The organism is Rhizobium sp. WSM1328 (assembly GCF_057653715.1).
On the sequence record NZ_JBYGKO010000002.1, the window covers coordinates 266,876 to 283,674 of the forward strand.

General features: G+C 59.7%; 14 protein-coding genes. 8 read left to right on the plus strand and 6 right to left on the minus strand.

What is annotated here, in order from left to right:
* Positions 1 to 23 precede the first annotated feature (23 nt).
* The 3 genes from AC2444_RS24800 (at position 24) to AC2444_RS24810 (ending at position 2,476) form a co-directional block, all read left to right on the plus strand.
* Positions 24 to 959, plus strand: coding sequence for a dihydrodipicolinate synthase family protein (locus AC2444_RS24800; RefSeq protein ID WP_128449327.1), 936 nt, complete (start codon positions 24 to 26; stop codon positions 957 to 959).
* Positions 960 to 1,250: 291 nt separating this feature from the next.
* Positions 1,251 to 1,925, plus strand: a complete 675-nt coding sequence (locus tag AC2444_RS24805; protein WP_017996093.1) for a L,D-transpeptidase — start codon at positions 1,251 to 1,253, stop codon at positions 1,923 to 1,925.
* A 14-nt stretch (positions 1,926 to 1,939) separates the two neighbouring features.
* A complete protein-coding gene (locus AC2444_RS24810) occupies positions 1,940 to 2,476 on the plus strand; it encodes an OmpA family protein (RefSeq protein WP_128449326.1) in 537 nt (178 codons plus the stop codon).
* Between the two features lie 67 nt (positions 2,477 to 2,543).
* Here the strand turns inward: AC2444_RS24810 and AC2444_RS24815 are convergent, their stop codons facing one another.
* The gene (locus tag AC2444_RS24815; RefSeq protein ID WP_128449325.1) at positions 2,544 to 5,006 is read right to left on the minus strand and encodes a beta-glucosidase; all 2,463 of its coding nucleotides are present in this window, start codon (positions 5,004 to 5,006) and stop codon (positions 2,544 to 2,546) included.
* A 203-nt stretch (positions 5,007 to 5,209) separates the two neighbouring features.
* On the opposite strand from AC2444_RS24815, the gene AC2444_RS24820 reads away from it, so the two are divergent.
* A complete protein-coding gene (locus AC2444_RS24820) occupies positions 5,210 to 5,848 on the plus strand; it encodes a TetR/AcrR family transcriptional regulator (RefSeq protein WP_017996090.1) in 639 nt (212 codons plus the stop codon).
* A gap of 8 nt (positions 5,849 to 5,856) precedes the next feature.
* Here the strand turns inward: AC2444_RS24820 and AC2444_RS24825 are convergent, their stop codons facing one another.
* Positions 5,857 to 6,699 (minus strand): alpha/beta hydrolase, encoded by an 843-nt coding sequence (locus AC2444_RS24825; RefSeq protein ID WP_012755183.1) that lies wholly within the window; start codon positions 6,697 to 6,699, stop codon positions 5,857 to 5,859.
* Between the two features lie 124 nt (positions 6,700 to 6,823).
* Between AC2444_RS24825 and AC2444_RS24830 the strand changes: the two genes are divergently transcribed.
* Positions 6,824 to 7,741 (plus strand): LysR family transcriptional regulator, encoded by a 918-nt coding sequence (locus AC2444_RS24830; protein WP_128449324.1) that lies wholly within the window; start codon positions 6,824 to 6,826, stop codon positions 7,739 to 7,741.
* Between the two features lie 53 nt (positions 7,742 to 7,794).
* Here AC2444_RS24830 and AC2444_RS24835 read toward each other — a convergent pair whose 3' ends face one another.
* From AC2444_RS24835 to AC2444_RS24850, 4 genes are all read right to left on the minus strand, one after another.
* On the minus strand, positions 7,795 to 8,394 hold the full coding sequence (locus AC2444_RS24835; RefSeq protein ID WP_017996087.1) for an RES family NAD+ phosphorylase: 600 nt from the start codon (positions 8,392 to 8,394) through the stop codon (positions 7,795 to 7,797).
* Entirely contained in the window at positions 8,391 to 9,113 is a 723-nt protein-coding gene (locus tag AC2444_RS24840; protein WP_012755186.1) for an antitoxin Xre/MbcA/ParS-like domain-containing protein, read from the minus strand. The genes AC2444_RS24835 and AC2444_RS24840 overlap by 4 nt, the downstream gene beginning before the upstream one ends.
* 149 nt (positions 9,114 to 9,262) lie before the next feature.
* Entirely contained in the window at positions 9,263 to 12,289 is a 3,027-nt protein-coding gene (locus tag AC2444_RS24845; protein WP_128449323.1) for an alpha-mannosidase, read from the minus strand.
* Positions 12,290 to 12,563: 274 nt separating this feature from the next.
* The gene (locus AC2444_RS24850; RefSeq protein ID WP_012755188.1) at positions 12,564 to 13,583 is read right to left on the minus strand and encodes a LacI family DNA-binding transcriptional regulator; all 1,020 of its coding nucleotides are present in this window, start codon (positions 13,581 to 13,583) and stop codon (positions 12,564 to 12,566) included.
* 169 nt (positions 13,584 to 13,752) lie between these two features.
* On the opposite strand from AC2444_RS24850, the gene AC2444_RS24855 reads away from it, so the two are divergent.
* The 3 genes from AC2444_RS24855 to AC2444_RS24865 all read left to right on the plus strand — a co-directional run bounded on the left by AC2444_RS24855 (position 13,753) and on the right by AC2444_RS24865 (position 16,786).
* Complete coding sequence (locus AC2444_RS24855; protein WP_128449381.1) at positions 13,753 to 15,012, plus strand: ABC transporter substrate-binding protein; 1,260 nt, start codon at positions 13,753 to 13,755, stop codon at positions 15,010 to 15,012.
* Positions 15,013 to 15,075: 63 nt separating this feature from the next.
* On the plus strand, positions 15,076 to 15,957 hold the full coding sequence (locus AC2444_RS24860; RefSeq protein ID WP_012755190.1) for a carbohydrate ABC transporter permease: 882 nt from the start codon (positions 15,076 to 15,078) through the stop codon (positions 15,955 to 15,957).
* Positions 15,950 to 16,786: a carbohydrate ABC transporter permease gene (locus AC2444_RS24865; protein WP_017996084.1), complete on the plus strand. Its 837-nt coding sequence runs from the start codon at positions 15,950 to 15,952 to the stop codon at positions 16,784 to 16,786. The genes AC2444_RS24860 and AC2444_RS24865 overlap by 8 nt, the downstream gene beginning before the upstream one ends.
* The last annotated feature ends 13 nt before the right edge of the window (positions 16,787 to 16,799 follow it).

The window sequence follows — 16,799 nt, forward strand, 5'->3', positions numbered from 1 at the left end:
GTCATCTATCGGAGAAACAAGAGATGAATGCGAAGACGCCGCGTCCCGCCATCGGTGGAAATTGGGCGAGCCTGCTTCTGCCGATCGCAGCCGATGACAGCATCGAATTCGACAAGCTCGGTGAAGAGATCGACATCCTCATCGATGCCGGCGTCGATGGTATTTACTCAAATGGTACGGCGGGCGAATTCCACAATCAGACGGAGGAGGAGTTCGACAGGATCCAGGCAATGCTGGCCGAACGCTGCAAGGTCTCCTCTATGCCGTTCGTCATCGGCGCCTGCCAGCCCGACCCGCTGATCATGCTCAATCGCGTCCGCCGCGCCGCCGCCCTCGATCCCCGCGCCATTCAGGTCATATTGCCGGACTGGTGGCCGCTCAACGATGCCGAGGCGGTCGACTTCCTAAAACGAGCGGCCGAGGCTGCCGACGGAATTCCGCTCATCCTCTACAACCCGCCGCATGCAAAACGCGTGCTGGCGCCAAGGGTGCTCGGCATGGTCTGCGCGGCAGTGCCTGAGGTGATCGGCATCAAGCTCGCCGATGGCGACGCCTCCTGGTATGCTGAGGCACGCCGGCATTTGTCCGGGCTGTCGCTCTTCGTCCCCGGCCATCATCTCGCAACCGGCACTAAGGAAGGTGTGGCAGCAGGCTCGTTTTCCAATGTCGCCTGCCTTAGTCCCCGCGGTGCTCAGACCTGGACGGTCTCGATGCGAAACGAGATCGACGCCGCACTCGATCTGGAGCGACGCATCTGCGCTTTTATGGACGCGCATATCGTCCCGTTTCGCCAAGAATTTGGCTATTCGAACGCCGCTCTCGACAAACTTTTAAGTGCGATCGGCAATTGGGGACCCGTGGGTACCCGGTTGCGGTTCCCCTATCGCTCGATAGACACGGCAGAAGCGGTCAGGTTGAGACGTATCGCACGCGCCGAACTCCCCGATCTCTTCCTCTGATTTTTGCTCGGGCTGAGGGAATGAGCCCCGGCCCTCAACTGCACAACTCTAGTCCCGCGGCATCCTGACTGATCTCGAGATCTGTGGTCGCCCCAACGGTCTATCCCTCAAATGATCTGTGGTTTAGCTGCGCCGCACATCCTCCGCGTGGAGTAGCGACCAGCGCAAATATGATCCAGAAGACCGACAACCCGATCTCGGTCTTTAAGAGCAGAAGAATTTTCTGTTGTGGCAAATGAAAAATCTGATTTACTGCGACTTCGCTGCTTGGCTTTAAGGGGGATATTGCCGATGCCGTGGACACGCAGAAATATTGTGCTTGGTGGATTGGCATTACTTGGCGCCGGTGCAGTCCGGAAACCGGTATTTGCCGCGGCGTCTTCCTTTTTCGACGGCACCACGGTCGACAACGGCGTGACGTTTCGAAGGACCAACTTCGCCAAGATCGACAAGAAGTGGCACCGCCAGGTCGTCAAATATTTCAGCAGCGAGCCGATCGGCACCGTCGTCGTCGATACGAGAAACCATTTTCTCTACGTGATCATGGAGAACAAGACGGCCATCCGCTACGGCGTCGGCGTCGGTCGCGAGGGCTTCAAATGGTTTGGCCGCGCCACGATCGACAGCAAATCGCTATGGCCGCGCTGGACGCCGCCGCCGGAGATGCGCAAGCGCCATCCCGAACTGCCCGAATTCGTGGCGGGAGGCTCACCGAAAAATCCACTCGGTCCCCGCGCCATGTACCTGCATCGCGACGGCGTCGACACCGGCTATCGCTTCCACGGCACGCTGGAGCCGTGGAGCATCGGCAAAGATGCCTCCAGCGGCTGTATCCGCATGTTCAACGAAGACGCCATCGATCTTTACCAGCGTTGCCCGATCGGCACCGCGGTGCAGGTTCTGCCGCATATTGCCGACCAGGCTGAAAGTGCCGCGCAGGTCAGCCAAACAACCACGGTCGAATAAGGAATATCAACTTGATGTCTGCTCCGACCGGATATGTGAGGCGCCTTGCCGCCGCAACCATGCTCTTGGCGCTCGCCGCCTGCAGCACCACCGATATCGCCTCCGTGGAAGAACCTGCTGCGGCGCCGATGATCGGCCAAACCAACGATCCAGCACCCGGTTTCGAGAACGTTGCGATGGGCAGTGAAGAGGATTTCATCCTTAATGTCGGCCGCCGGATCTACTTCAAGCAGGATTCCGCAACACTCGATTCCGTCGCCATGGCAACCCTGGATAACCAAGCCGCCTGGCTCAACAGGAACCCGTCCTGGCTGCTCAAGCTGCAGGGATTTGCCGATGATTCCGGCTCCGCAGCCAAAATGGAGACGCTGTCACAGAAGCGCGCCGATGCGGCGATGGCCTATCTCGTCTCGAAGGGCGTGGACGCCAGGCGCATGTGGGCCAAGGGCTACGGCAACGACCGCGAAGTCCGCGACTGCACGGAGCGCTCTTGCAAGGTCCAGAACAGGCGCGTCGTTACCAATCTCCGCACCCAGCCTGACGCGGCCTGATCCAGCTCGAACCACACAACGCTTGGCGCAGACGCGCCAGCCGCTATTGGCTGGGCCCAGCCTGCGTTTAATACGAAGCTGGCAGGACATAATCGAGTGGTGACGGCAGATCGATGACGAACCTGATATCCGCGGCATTCGCCGCCACGACCAACTGATAGGCGCCCGGTTCGGCGCGAAAGGCACCGGCCTCGACGTCGTAATAAGCGAGGTCGCGCGGCATGATCTTCATTTCGGCTGTCCCTGTCTCACCGGGCAGGAGCGACAGCTTTGCGAAGGCGCGCAATTCCTTGTCCGGCCGCTCCACCTTGGACTTTGGCGAACGCACATAGAGCTGGACCAGTTCCGACCCGGCCCGGTCGCCGATATTGGTCAGATCGACGCTGACAGTCACGCCTTCGGCACCCATGTCGCCGGCCGAGAGCCGCGGCTCGCCCCAGCTGAAGCGCGTATAGCCAAGGCCGCAACCGAAGGGGAAGAGCGGCTCGACAGCGCGTGTATCGTGGTGACGGTAGCCGACGAAGACGCCTTCGTCGTAACGCACATGCCCATCCTTACCCGGATAGACGGCTGGATCGCCCGTCATGGCGGAATTGTCGGCAAGCGCCTTCGGGAATGTCTGCGGCAGGCGTCCGCCGGGCTCGACTTCGCCGAAGAGGACATCGGCGACGGCGTTGCCCAGCTCCTGCCCGGGATACCAGATCTGCAGCACGGCGCGCACCTTGCCGAGCCAGGGCATTTCCACGGGGCCGCCGGTCTGCAGCACGACCACGGTGTTGGCGTTGACGGCCGCAACCCGCTCGATCAGCTCTTCCTGCCGGCCCGGAAGCCGCATGTCGAGCAGGTCCAAGCCCTCGGTATCCCATTCGCCGTCGCGGCCGACGAAGAGAAGCGCCACATCGGCATTTAGCGCCGTCTCGACGGCTTCCTGCATATCGGCCTCACCCAAGGGCTTTTCGACGCCGAAGCGAATGGCCGTGAGGTTGATCCCCTCCCCGGTCGCCACCGGCGTGTCATATTCGACGGTGACGGTATGGGCCTTGCCCGCATCGAGCGCCACCGTGCCGCGCTGTTCGTCATTGGCCGTGCCGAAATAGTTCTCGCCGCGCGTCCAGCCGTCATGGCCGTCGACCGTGAGCCTGCCATCGACGAAGAGCCGCGCCAGTCCGGCATTGGTCATGCCGAAGACATGATCGCCGCTCTCTTCCGGTACGAATTGCATCGTCATCCGCGCCGAGAAATCGGCGGGGTCGAGTTCCCCTGACGGCAGCTCGAACCAGAAGAACTCGCCCTTGTCGACGGTCTCGACATGAACAGGATTGCCCCGGCAACCACGCCCCTTGAAATATTCGACGGTGATCTTTCCCTTGGCCACCTCGATCAGACGGTTGTGGCGGCAGCCGACGGCGTGGCTGACGCTGTTGGCATTGGAAAGGGCCGCTCGAATCCCTTCGAGCGGGCTGACCGTATAATGCGCCGCGATCTGCGCGCTGCCGCCGCCCATCACACGGGCGCTTGCGGCGTTGGGTCCGATGACGGCGATCCGGTCGAGCGACGTCTTGGCAAGCGGCAGGATGCCATCGTTCTTCAAAAGGACTGCGCCTTCCGCGCCGAGACGCCGGATCAGCACCCGGTCTTCCGGCAGGTCGACTGCCTGCTCCGTGAGATCGGGCGTCTTCTCGAACGCGCCGACCCGCTCGAGCAGAAGCAGGATCCGTCGCGCCGCCGCCCGCACGGTCGCCGCTTCAACCCTGGCTTCGCGCACGGCGGCAACCAGCTTCTCGCCACGATCGCGCGCCGGACCGGGCATTTCGAGATCAAGACCGGCATTGATCGTCTCGGCCGTCGAATGCGAACCGAACCAGTCGGACATGACGATCCCGTCGAATCCCCATTCCTCCCGCAGCACCTTGGTCAGCAGCCACGCATGCTCGCTGGTATGGGTGCCGTTGAGGCGGTTATAGGAAGACATGACGGCCATTACGCCGGCGCGCCTGACAGCCTGTTCGAAGGGCGGAAAGTAGATTTCGCGCATCGTCCGCTCGTCGATATTGGAAGACATGGTCTGCCGCTCGATCTCGGATTCGTTGCCGGCGAAGTGCTTGATCGTCGCCGCGATCCCCTGGCTCTGCACGCCCTTGATATAGGCAACGGCCAGTTCCGCGGTCAGCATCGGATCCTCGGAATAACATTCGAAATTTCGCCCGTTCAGGCCGGAACGATGGATATTCACCGTGGGTGCGAGCAACACGGCGGCACCCTTGCTCTTCGCCTGGTGGGCAAGCGCCACGCCCATGCGCTCGACGAGATCGGGATTCCAGGTGGCGCCGAGCGCGATGGCGACAGGAAAGCAGGTCGCCTTGACGCCGCCGACCAGCGAGCCCGCGCCGCGAGCCCCATTCGGCCCGTCCGTCACCTTGATCTTCGGCACATCAAGGCGCTCGACGGGAACAGTCGTCCAGAAATCGGCGCCAGACAGCAGCGAAACCTGCTCCTCGAGCGTCATCTTGTCGAGAATGGAATCGATCATGCAAACCTCCCCTTCAATGGAATTCGGGCATTGCGACGTGCTGACTAAGCATGCCCGGTGCCAATTCATCCGGCGGCGACGCCGACTTCTCCACGCACCAGGCAGTTATTAAACCTACCGATTACTCGGTATTTTTAAGATGTCAACTGCCGAGCCGTAATGTATGGATGGAGGGCGGGGAAAAGAGGCAGACGGAAAAGACGATGGCAGAGGTTTCCGAATCGAAGGCCGGACAGGACGAAAAGCGACGGCGCCGATCCCGCAAGGGCGAAGCGCGCCGCGCGGAGATCTTGTCGGCTGCGATGCGACGCTTTGCCGAAGACGGCTACCAGAATGCCGCCATCGGCGATGTCGCCCGCGACGTCGGCCTGTCGCTGCCCGGCCTGCTGCACCATTTTCCGACCAAGGTTGATCTCCTGCTTGCCATTCTGGACAAGCGCGATCTCGAAAGCGAAAGCTTCATCGGCCCCTATCGCTCCGATCTCCGCGGCCTGCTCAAGGGCATGGTCGGGGTCTTCCGCCGCAACGCCGAAATGATCGAGGTCATCAGGACCTTCGCCATCCTGAATGCCGAGAGCCTGATGAAGGATCACCCGGCCAAGGCATGGTTTCTCAATCGCGTCACGGAGCTACAGGACGACATCGCTGCGACCTTCGAACGGGCCGTCGCCGATGGCTCGATAGACGGCAAGATCGATGGCAGGGCAATGGCGGCCGAGCTGATCGCGGTGATGGACGGCCTTCAGATGCTCTGGCTGCGCGATCCCACACGCTTCGATATGGTCGGCGGACTGGAAGCCTATATCAGCCGCCTGTTGGCGAGCCTTGGGTTAGAGGACTGAGCCTTGGCTTACTGCATTCCATCAAAGCGTGCCAACCAGACCATAATGCGGCTTACAGCTTCGTAATACCTCTGCCCGACAAGCAGACCCGTATGTGTGGTACCCTGGAGACCTAGATACTCGCTACCGATGTGGCGTGCTGTCGCCAGGCCTCGATGATCATCGGATTCGTCGTTGACGGCGCAAATGACGAGGCTGGGACAGGTGATCTTCTCACCTTCGATGGAAATCCCCTCCGCCCCGAAATGAAAGGAGAATGCGCTGAATGCCTTTGCAGATTCCATGGACAGGTACTTCCGCTGGAATTCAATATCCTCGAATGTTTCATCGGTACTGATTTGCTCGTCACGCACGGGAGCAGGCACGACGAGGCCGGGCATTCGCAACGCGAGATCGCGATAGGGCGCCTCCGCATGCACTTGCCTGCAAATGCTGGTATCGATCAGCACCAGCCCGGCTATCTTCACGCCTTCCGCCAGTTTCTGGCTCAGGATTCCTCCCATGCTGAAAGCGATCACGATGGGAGGAGTTCCACATTCTTCGACGATTTCGGAGATCACCAGCCGGATGTCTTCCAGGTAATCTTCAAACAGGATTTTTGTGAAATCCATCGACCTGCTTTTGTAGTGGCCTCGCAGGTTGACGCAATAAGAATTCCATCCAGCCGATGTGAAATGAGAAATGTATTTGCTCCACATCCAGCTCCCGGTAAAGGCGCCGTGAACAAAGAGCAACGGCGGCCGAGCGGACTGCCCTGGATCGCTGTGCCCATGAAATATTTCCAGAAATAGGTCATTCTCTCCGACGTATTTTTCCGTGTGCTCGGGTCGTTCTTTTGCATAGTCCCGCATACCGCTCACTCCTTTGATATTGGCTGGCCGCGCATCGAGACAAAGGATATTTCCTACGCAATATTGCTCAATGGCGGCTCAAGGATGTACATAAAGGACAAAATATCTTCAATCGGGTGTTGATGTGGACAGTCTCGCAAGCGTTATCGCCTTCGTCCACGCCGTCGAACAGCAGAGCTATGTCGCAGCCGCCAGGGTTGGCGGAGTTTCGCCTTCCGCGATCGGAAAGGCTGTGGCGCGGCTCGAAAGCCGGCTGGGCGTGCGGCTCTTCAACCGGACGACGCGCAGTATCAGCCTGACCGAGGAAGGAGCGGTCCTCTACGAGCGCTACAAACGCATCATCGATGACATGGACGACGCAGAGGCCACAATCTCACGAAGCCGGGAGCGCCCAAGGGGGCGCCTTCGCGTCAGCGTACCGCATATTGTCGGGCATCACCTTCTCATGCCGATCCTGCCCGTTTTTGCCGAGCAGTTTCCGGAGATCGAACTGGACATCGATTTCGAAGACAAGGTCATCGACCTGGTCGCAGAGGGCCTGGATGTTGTCGTGCGGAGCGGTGAGCTTGCCGATGCACGATTGATTGCCCGCCATCTCGGCGATCAGCATTTCGTCGTTTGTGGAAGTCCCGATTATCTCAAGCGCCATGGGCGACCGAAGACCCCGGATGACCTCTCCCAGCATGCTTGCATTCACTTCAAATACCCATCCAGCGGTCGTGTCGCGCCGTGGGCATTCCGCCGGCCATGTGAGCGGTTGCCTTTGCCGAGAGGCCTTACATTGAACAACACGGATGCAGGTCTGCGGGCAGCACGGGACGGTTTGGGCCTCGCGCATCTGCCTGTCTACGTCGCAGAGCCCCATATGCGAACCGGGAGTTTGGTCCCCGTCCTGACCTCCTTCATGGTGCCGTACGGCTCGCTCTCGCTCGTCTGGCCCTCCAATCGTCAGCTTTCACCAAAAGTCCGGGCTTTCGTGGACTTTGTAGTTGCGAACTTTGCCGCCCGACCCGACGCTTTTCGACCGGCGTCAAGTTTGTAGCGATGATCGAAATCGGCCGGACGCCGAGGCACGACAGCGCCGCACGTCTTTTCTCACCGATTGGACATCATTCCCCTATCTATGACCGTGAGGTGCAAGGCATCGAGTATGGGGCCGAGCGCGGACAAGCGGATGAGATCCCATGCGGGGCTGTCGGCCTCAATGCTGGCCGTAGCGCGATCATAGACGGCAACGCACTGCTTGTTGGTGATCCGGGACATGTAGAGAATGCCGTCGACATTGGTGCGATCGTAGATTTCCTGACTGAGCCGGCGTCCGCTGGCCTGTGCCCTGGCTCGAACGGCATCTGTCGAGACCCCGAGCAGGTTTGCGCCTTCGTAGCGCAGGTCGAGAAGGAAAAGCGGCTTGGGGTTTCGAATAACGGCGATCGAATAGCGGTCGAACTCTTCCCGCAGTATCAATCGCTCGGCCTTGCCTTGAAACCGGTCACGAACGATCGTCTCCGCGATCGCCGTCGCGGGATCCTGAGCGAGATAGAGCAACCGGAACTTATCCCTCGGGCTCGAAAACCGCGTCTTGCCGAAGCCCATACCGAGAGGCGTCGCGGCGTGAGCGCGCGAGATGATTCTGACATAGTCGGTGACGTCGGCGCGAACGGCGAGGCGCTGCAGGACGGCCTTGTCGAGCGTCATTGCGCGGCGAAATAGGTCTGGGCCGCATCGACGACCTCATCCGCATGATCCTGTTTCAAGAGGTTTATGGGCCGGCGCCCGCCCAGCATGGGATTCGGCTGGCTGAGCCACAGCCATGCCACCCGCTGATTGGAAACGAGAGCGGCAATCGTTCCTATGCCCTTCGCTGGACGCCCGTCGATGAATTGTTCGATCGGATAGACGTGCTTCCTCGTTCCTTTCAGCAGCGCGATAACCTCGCCGGCATGCTGCCAGCGATTGAGGGTGGAGCGCGCAATTCCGAATTCGCGCTGGAGTTCGTTTGCGCCGGCAACCGGCCCCGCCCAATCCTCGAGCTTGCGGGCAACCGCAAGCTCGCCCAGCAGTCGCTCGCCTTCCTCCGCCGTGGCGATCTTCCCAAGCCCTTCGCCCCTGGAGGGTTCCACGGCCTTCGGAATTTCAAGCGCGATCTTGCCGCCATCAGGTGCATCGCTGAAGGTCTCCACCAGACCACGAATGCGGCGGGCAAGTTCGCCCTGTCGCTTGCTGAGTTCGCGTCGTACGCTAACGGGAAGATCGACAATGGCCGCCGCCGCCGCTCCCGCAATTCTGGCGGACAGGGCAACCGAGCCGGACTCGAATGTAGCGTCGGCTTTCAGCACATCGGCGACTTTGGCGGCAACACGATCGGCGACCTGCGCCTGACGAGCACGATCCAGCTGCACATGGGAACCAGCCACTAAACTATCTCCGTTCTTACAGGAGCTGATATAGTCTCAAATGACCCATTTGTCCAGATTGTCCCACCAAGCGGGTTTTGCTCTATGGTGAGTCCCGCAACGCCTCCCGGCATCGAAGCGGTGAGGCGGGATCTCCCGGGAAAGGAACATCAGCCATTCTGCAGCTTCCAGGTCCTGACTTCGAACGGCATGATGTCGGCAGGTCCCTTCCGCTCCATCGGCTCTTCGAGGATGTTCAGCGGCTGCGATGCTGCCCATCCGGAAGGTAGCCCGAGGGCGAGCCTGCCGCGCCGGCCGGCTGGCTCATAGAGGCGCAGGATGAGGCCGTCGCCCTCTTCCGCCGGCTTCAGGCCTGAGAACGCGACGGGGATGCCGGTGATCGCAAGAGGCGCGAAAGTGCCGGCGGAGAGGCCGCTGGCCTCAGCCGAGACGAGCGGTTGGTTGAGATCGATCGCCTCGTCGAGGACGCCGCCTTCATGCCAGGCGCCTTCATGCGGCATCAGCGCATAGGTGAAGCTCTGCTCACCTTCGTCGGCCAGCGGATCCGGATAGATCGGCCCGCGCACAAGGCTCATGCCGATCACGTTGCCGCGGGCGCTATGGCCGTATTTGGCATTGTTGATCAGCGCGACCCCGAAGTCCGGCTCGCTGATATCGACGAAGCGGTGCGCGACGGCCTCGAACATCGCCTGCTCCCAGGACGTATTCGTGTGCGTTGCTCGCTCGACAATGCCGAAGGCGCATTCGAAGGTCGCCTTGCGGGCCTGCGCGGCAACCGGGTTCAGGGTTCGCAGCAGCGTGCGGCGGTCATGCCAGTCGATCGTCGTTTCGATGTCGAGCCGCCTGGCGTTGGCCGTCAGCACATAGGTCTGCGTGACGCTCGAATTCCGGTAGCGGTAAACGACGCGGATCGCCGCGCGGTGCGGCCCGTCTTCCACGAGGGTGACACTGTCAGGCGCCTCGAGGCGGACGGCCTTTTCGGCATAATCCGCATCGATGTCCCAGGCGTCCCAGTTGCGCGGCTTGTCGGCCGGATAGACCCAGAGCTGATTTGCCGAGCCGTCGACCGCTTCCCGGCCCGTGGCCTTGTGAATGAGACTCGAAACCGCCCCGTCCTTGCCGATGCCAACGACGAGGTAGTCGTTTTCGAGACGGTCGGGGCCTGCCTTCAGCCCACCCGCCGGTTTGAGCGAGCCCTTGTCAAAGACCGCGACGGACAAGGGGGCGACGAGATCGGCGGCCGCGACGACCGTGCCGTCGGAGAGCGTTGCGCTGAGCGGTCTGGCCGCAAGAGACGGATTGACGACGACGAGGGCATCGCCAACCCCGCCTTTCGGCAGCTTGGCCGACAGCGCTTGCAAGGCATTTGCCTGTTCGGTTCCAGCACGTTCGATGACGCCGCCCAGTTCCTGCTCGGCATCCTGATAAACTTCACGGATGCTCGAGCCCGGCAGAATGTCGTGAAATTCGTTCTTCAGCACCACGCGCCAATCCGCTTCGAGGCTTTTCGGCCTGTCTGCTCCGAGCATATGCGCCAGCGAAGCGATGGTTTCGGCGGTGATCAGCGCCCGTTCGGCCTGGCGATGCTTGCGCTTGACGCCGCTTTGCGATGTCAGCGTGGCGCGGTGCAGTTCGAGATAGATTTCGCCATCCCATACCGGAAGGTTCTTTTCGCCTGCGGTGCGGTGCGCCTGTTCGTAATAGCTTTTGACGGTGCCCCAGCGTGCCTGCGGGATAGCCGGGAAATCGCGTAGCTGCACCTCGCGCTCGACCATCTCGGGCGTGACGCCGCCGCCGCCGTCGCCATAACCGACGGCCAGAAGCGAGGTATCGTGCTGTGTCTTGCCGCGGAAATTCTTCCATGTCGGCACGTAGCAATCGGCTTGCACGAAGCCGTTATAACCCTGCATGGGATTGTCGAACGTATGGGTCAGCACCTGGCTGCCGTCGAGACCCTTCCACCAGAAGAGATCGGATGGAATATGGTTGGTCTCGCTCCAATTGACCTTGATCGTGAAGAAGCTGTCGATGCCGCCCTGCCTCAAGATTTGCGGCAGCGCGCCTGAAAAGCCGAAGCAATCTGGCAGCCAGCAGACCGTATGGCGCGTGCCGAAGGTCTTTTCGAAATAACGCTGGCCATAGAGAACCTGACGGGCGAGGCTTTCGCCGGTCGGCATGTTCGTGTCGGGCTCGACCCACATGCCGCCGACGGTTTCCCACTTTCCTTCCGCGACCTTCTGCTTGATGCGATCGAGGAGCTCCGGGTCTTCCTCTTCCATCTGCGCGTAATAATGGGCGGTCGATTGATTGAAGCGGAAATCGTCGGAGCGCTCCATCAGCGACAGCGCCGTATTGAAGGTGCGCCGCATTTTCCGCCGCGTCTCGCGATAAGGCCAAAGCCAGGCGAGATCGATATGCGCATGGCCCGTCAGCAACAGTTCTCCGTTCGGCGGGAAACGCTTCTGCAACTCCTTCAACCGCGCCGTCAGAGCCTCGAAGGCCGTGGCTGCCGAGCCGCTCTGCTCGTCCGTGAGGCCTGCCGGATTAACCTCAAGCTCCGGCAGTTCCCAGATCTTCTGCTGCATGACGGCGCCGGATGTGCGGGATATATAGGCCGCCGTATCCGACGGCCAGTCGAGGCTGCGCAACGCATGCTCGGCGGCATCCATCAGATGCGGCACGACTTCATGCTCGCCGAGCACCTCGATTGCCTCGGCAACCTGCTTCAGCAGAAGATGCATGCGATGAGCGGGACCATCGAGCCAGATAAATCGGGCCTTGTTGAGCCGTGGAGCGCGATTGGGCTCGCCGAATGGAAACCGGGCGACGGTTTCGGTTGCGATCGAAAAGCGACGGCCCTTTACCGGGAATTCCTGATGATAAGGATCGAGACCGAATGTTTCAGTCTCGCCGTCGGGGTAGCTCAGCGTAATCAGGCTCTCGCCACCAAGATCGAGTTGCAGGCGAATATCCTCGAGAGGCCACGCCTCCGGCGCTTCAGCGATCACGGCAAAATGCACCACCCCCTGGCGGTGCGGCCAATCCTGGTGATGTTCGATCGGCTCGCCCTCGAAAGTCCAGCCGTCGATCGCAGCACTTTGTCGATCCCGCCAATGAGCCAATTCGGCAATGCGAACTTTAAGACGATCGAGGCGCTGGGCAATGGTCAGAGGCATGGCTTATCCTGTTGAAAATCGACGGCTGACAATCTTATCGTCATGCTTTTGGGGTCGTGGTCATGGTTATGGGGGAGATGAAGATGGCGCGACCGACATCGCGATTGCCCGGCCCCTCCTCCAAGCAGGCTTGCAGAGTCTTAGATTAAGTAACTTTGATTTGGCGTCAAGCCCGGAAGAAGCAAACCGCACCCGGTTTACGGTTGTCACCGTCACGCCATGTCTTTGCAAAAGCTTTCTTGCTCGACCAGACGCTCTCGTGCATGAGGTCAGATTACAGGGAGGACACCGAAAGTCGCTCCACCAAATTGCAGGACATAACTCGACTGCTCGGGCAAGCTTCGCTTCCCGCCACCACGCTATTCAACAATTCCGCCCCTTGCAGACCGAGATCATAGTACGGCAAAGCGGCAGTGGTCAGCTCCGGCCTCAGCGCCAGGGAAACCGTCCGGAAATCGTCAAAGCCGACAATACTGACGTCCTCGGGAATCCGAAGACCCAATGCCATGGCCGCGATGTAGATTTGGATCGCCATTTCGTCGTTGCCGCTCATGATTGCGGTCGGTCGATCCCTTTGTTGAAGCATCTCGGTGGCGGCAGCAAAAACGTAATTCTTCTCTGCTCCTACCGGTCCTTCCATGCCTAGACGGATACTTAGGTCGCTCTCCGAAAGGCCAAAGTCTCCGGTGGTCTTGCGGAAAGCATCGAGGCGCAGTTCCGCCCCCAATAAAATGGGATTGAGCCGGATATAGCCGATCTTTCGATGACCCCGCTCAAGCAGATAGCGGGTAAGATCTCGCGCACCCTGATAGTCATCGGGTTCGATCGACGGCAACAGCTCGCTCGTTTTTGGTCGGCAGTTGATCATGACTGTGGGGATGCCGACGTCGCCGATTTCGGGGTCAACGATGCGGTGGTACATCGTTACGTAGAGAACACCGTCAATGCGGTGCGATTGGAACATTTTCCAAATTTTAGTTTCCTGTTCGGACGCACCGCCGGTGTTTGCCATCAGAATGGTCTTGCCGTTGGCATTGGCCCAATCCTGGATCCCGCGAACGATATCCACGGAATAAGGCGTCGTCGACACGTAGTCAGCGATGATACCAAATGTGTTGGAGCGACTTGAGCGTATTTGGCGCGCGGCCATATTGGGCACATATCCGAGGTCTCGAATTGCCCTTTCGACCCTCTCCCTGGTTTCCTCGGTCACATATGGTTCGCCGTTAATGACGCGAGACACAGTTTTGTTGGAAACTCCCGCCACTTTCGCGACGCTGATTATGCTGACCATGTACGCCAATCTCCTTGCCGGATTCGTTTTAAACCAGACGCATGACAACGTCGACATATTTTTATGACAACGTCGTCATTCTGTATTGACAACGTCGTCATACGAAGACTACTTTCGCAGCAAGAAGGAGGGCTCAGTGCAAGTGCAGCGGGCCACATGGGAGGAATCGATGAAGAAATTGCTTGGTGCCAGCGCACTTGCGCTTGTTTTCATAACCGCCACTGCCAATGCCGAAACCATCAATATCTTGGTCGAAGGCGGCGGCGAAATGTTGCAGAAGGCGGTCGCCGAGAAGTTTACTGCCGAAACAGGCATCGAGGTGAACTTCACGACCGTTCCCTATCAGGGTGTCTTTGACAAATTCTCAGCCGAAATCGCCTCTGGCTCTTCCGCGTTCGATGTCGTGACGATCGACGTCGTGTGGAATGCGAAGTTTGCAAGCCACGTCGAGGATCTCTCGGCTCTTTTCACCGATGCGGTTCGCGCGGATCTGCCGCCTTCCTTGCTTGCCGACGCGAAGGTCGGTGACAAACTGATCGGTATGCCTGCCTGGGCCAATGCCGAGATCGTCTTCTATCGCAAGGATCTGTTTGATAAGGCTGAGGAAAGAGAGGCTTTTCAGGCCAAGTATGGCTATCCTCTCGCGCCGCCAAAAACCTGGCAGCAGTGGCGCGACATTGCGAAATTCTTCACGCGTGACACTGACGGCGATGGAAAGACCGACTTCTGGGGCACCGACACCATCGGCACATTTTCAGAGGAATGGATGGCACATGTGCTGCAGGCGGGTTCGCCAGGGGTGATCCTCGATAAGGACGGGCAGGTCATTATCGACAATGAGGCGCACAAGAAGGCACTTGAATTCTACATCGCGCCACACTGCATTGATCATTCCGTTCCTGAAAACGTGAACGAAATCGGCTGGGGCGAGGCGCAGAACCTGTTCTACCAGGGCAAAACAGCCATGATGAAGTTCTGGGCGCACGCCTACAAGATGACGCCTCCGGATTCGAAGGTCAGCGGCAAGGTCGGCGTGGTACCGATGCTGGCCGGCGACGCCGGGATCGCAGCTGTTCCCGGGCCTTGGTACAACGTCGTTCCCTCGACATCTGAGCACAAGGATGCAGCGAAAAAATTCGTCTCGTTTGCTATCGCCAACAATGCCCTGGGTATCGAAGCTCCCCTCGGACTTGCTGCGACGAATTCCGCCTATCGGAGCTATTCAGACAAGGCCGGCTATGAGCACTTTCCCCCACTTCTTGAGACGCTGAGCGCGCCTGCCACCCAGGGCCGGCCGATCAATGAAAAATATCAGGAAATCGTCGATGAAGCTGTTCTCCCGGCTATCCAGCAGGCGCTGACCTGCAAGGCGGATGTCGGCGAGGTCTTGACGGAAGCCAAGGAAACGATCGAGGACATTCTCAACTAGCCTCGTACATTCCTCCACATCGTGGGGCAAAATATGCCCCACCCTTAGCTTTCGGAGACGGACATGTCGGGCGAAGACCGATTTGTACTTTGCATGCTCGCGCCTGCTGTCGCCATCCTCGGCGTGCTGGTCGCTTACCCGGTGGGGCTCCTGGTCTTCGATTCCTTTTTCAAGGTCGATACGATCACGCCTCATATCCGCGAATGGGTCGGGTTGCAGAACTATGTTGATGCCTTGACGTCGAAACGTGTCATGGAAAGCGCTCTGCGGACCGTTCAGTATTCGCTTTTCGCGCTGTTCTTCGAGTTCACGTTCGGCTTCTGTGCGGCGCTGATTTTTTCGGCGCTTGCCGGTCAATCGCGGTGGCATCGCACGATCTTCGCTCTGCCGCTGATGGTTCCGCCCATCGTCGCGGGTCTACTTTGGCGATTTCTGCTCGTCGGCAATATCGGCATCCTGAACTACGGGCTCGTCCGTTTGGGTCTGATAAGCGAACCAGACGCGATCGCATGGTTGTCCAGCGAAGATATCGTCATCTATTCTGTTTCCTTTGCCGACATCTGGCTGACGACTTCCTTTGTCGCCCTTGTGTCCTATGCCGGGCTGACGAACATCCCAAAAGACCTGCTGGAGGCAGCGCGGATCGACGGGGCGAATGCGCTCAAGCGCTTTTGGCATGTCACCCTTCCCCTCATGCGGCCGGTGATCGCCGTCGTCGTGATCGTGCGGGGCGTGGATGCTGCAAAGACATTCGACCTGATCTGGATACAGACGCAGGGTGGTCCCAGTCACGCTTCTGAAGTGTTCTCGATGAACATCTACCAGCGCATGGTTCGGTTCGGCGATCTCGGCGAGGCTTCCGCGTCAGGAACATTGTTCCTCATCGTCATGATGCTTTTGGCGGCAGTCGCCTATTGGAAGATATGGAGGCCGGTCCATGCGTAGAGCTCCCCGCCCCAATCTCAGCGGAATCCTGATCAACGCGGCAGCCCTCGTGTTGGTGCTATCCTACGCGCTGCCTTACATCTATCTCCTGATGACCTCCATCAAGCCCGCGGCTGATGTCCAACAGATCCCGCCAAGCTTCTTTCCGGCCGTTGTGTCGTTCGAGAACTTCCGCGAAGTGCTGCGATCCTCCACTTTGCCGAGAGCCTTCGTCAATTCCCTCACCGTCGCGGTGCTGACGACGGCTCTCTCGCTTTCGGTGGCCGTGCCTGCCGCTTACGTTGCCACGCAGTACCGGCGCCGGATCACCACCATTTTCCTGCTCTTCGCCCTGGTGACACGCATGGTGCCGTCGGTGGCGCTCGGAGTGCCGCTGTTCCAGCTTTTGAAGTCTCTGGGTCTGCTCGATACCATTCCAGGCCTGGTGCTCGCTCACACGTCGGCTGCGGTACCACTGGCACTGCTGCTCATGTCCGCGTTCTTCGAGGGCATACCGAAGGAGCTCGAAGAAGCCGCGCGCATGGATGGCTGCACGCGATTCCAGGCATTTCGAAAGATCGTGCTTCCGGTCATGACAGGGGGGATAGCGGTCACCGCGCTCTTTACCTTCATTACAAGCTGGAACGAGTTCCTCTACGCGCTGCTGTTGACATCGGAGGCGACCAAAACGGCGCCGATCGTCATCGCCGAATACAATTCGGTCTACGGGCTTGCCTGGGGGGCGATGACCGCCGCAGCCGTCCTCTACTCGCTGCCGGTCATCATCGTAACGCTCGCACTGCAAAAACAAATCGTCGGCGGCCTGACTTTCGGCGCTGTGAAGGGATGAGGGAGGCAAAGGC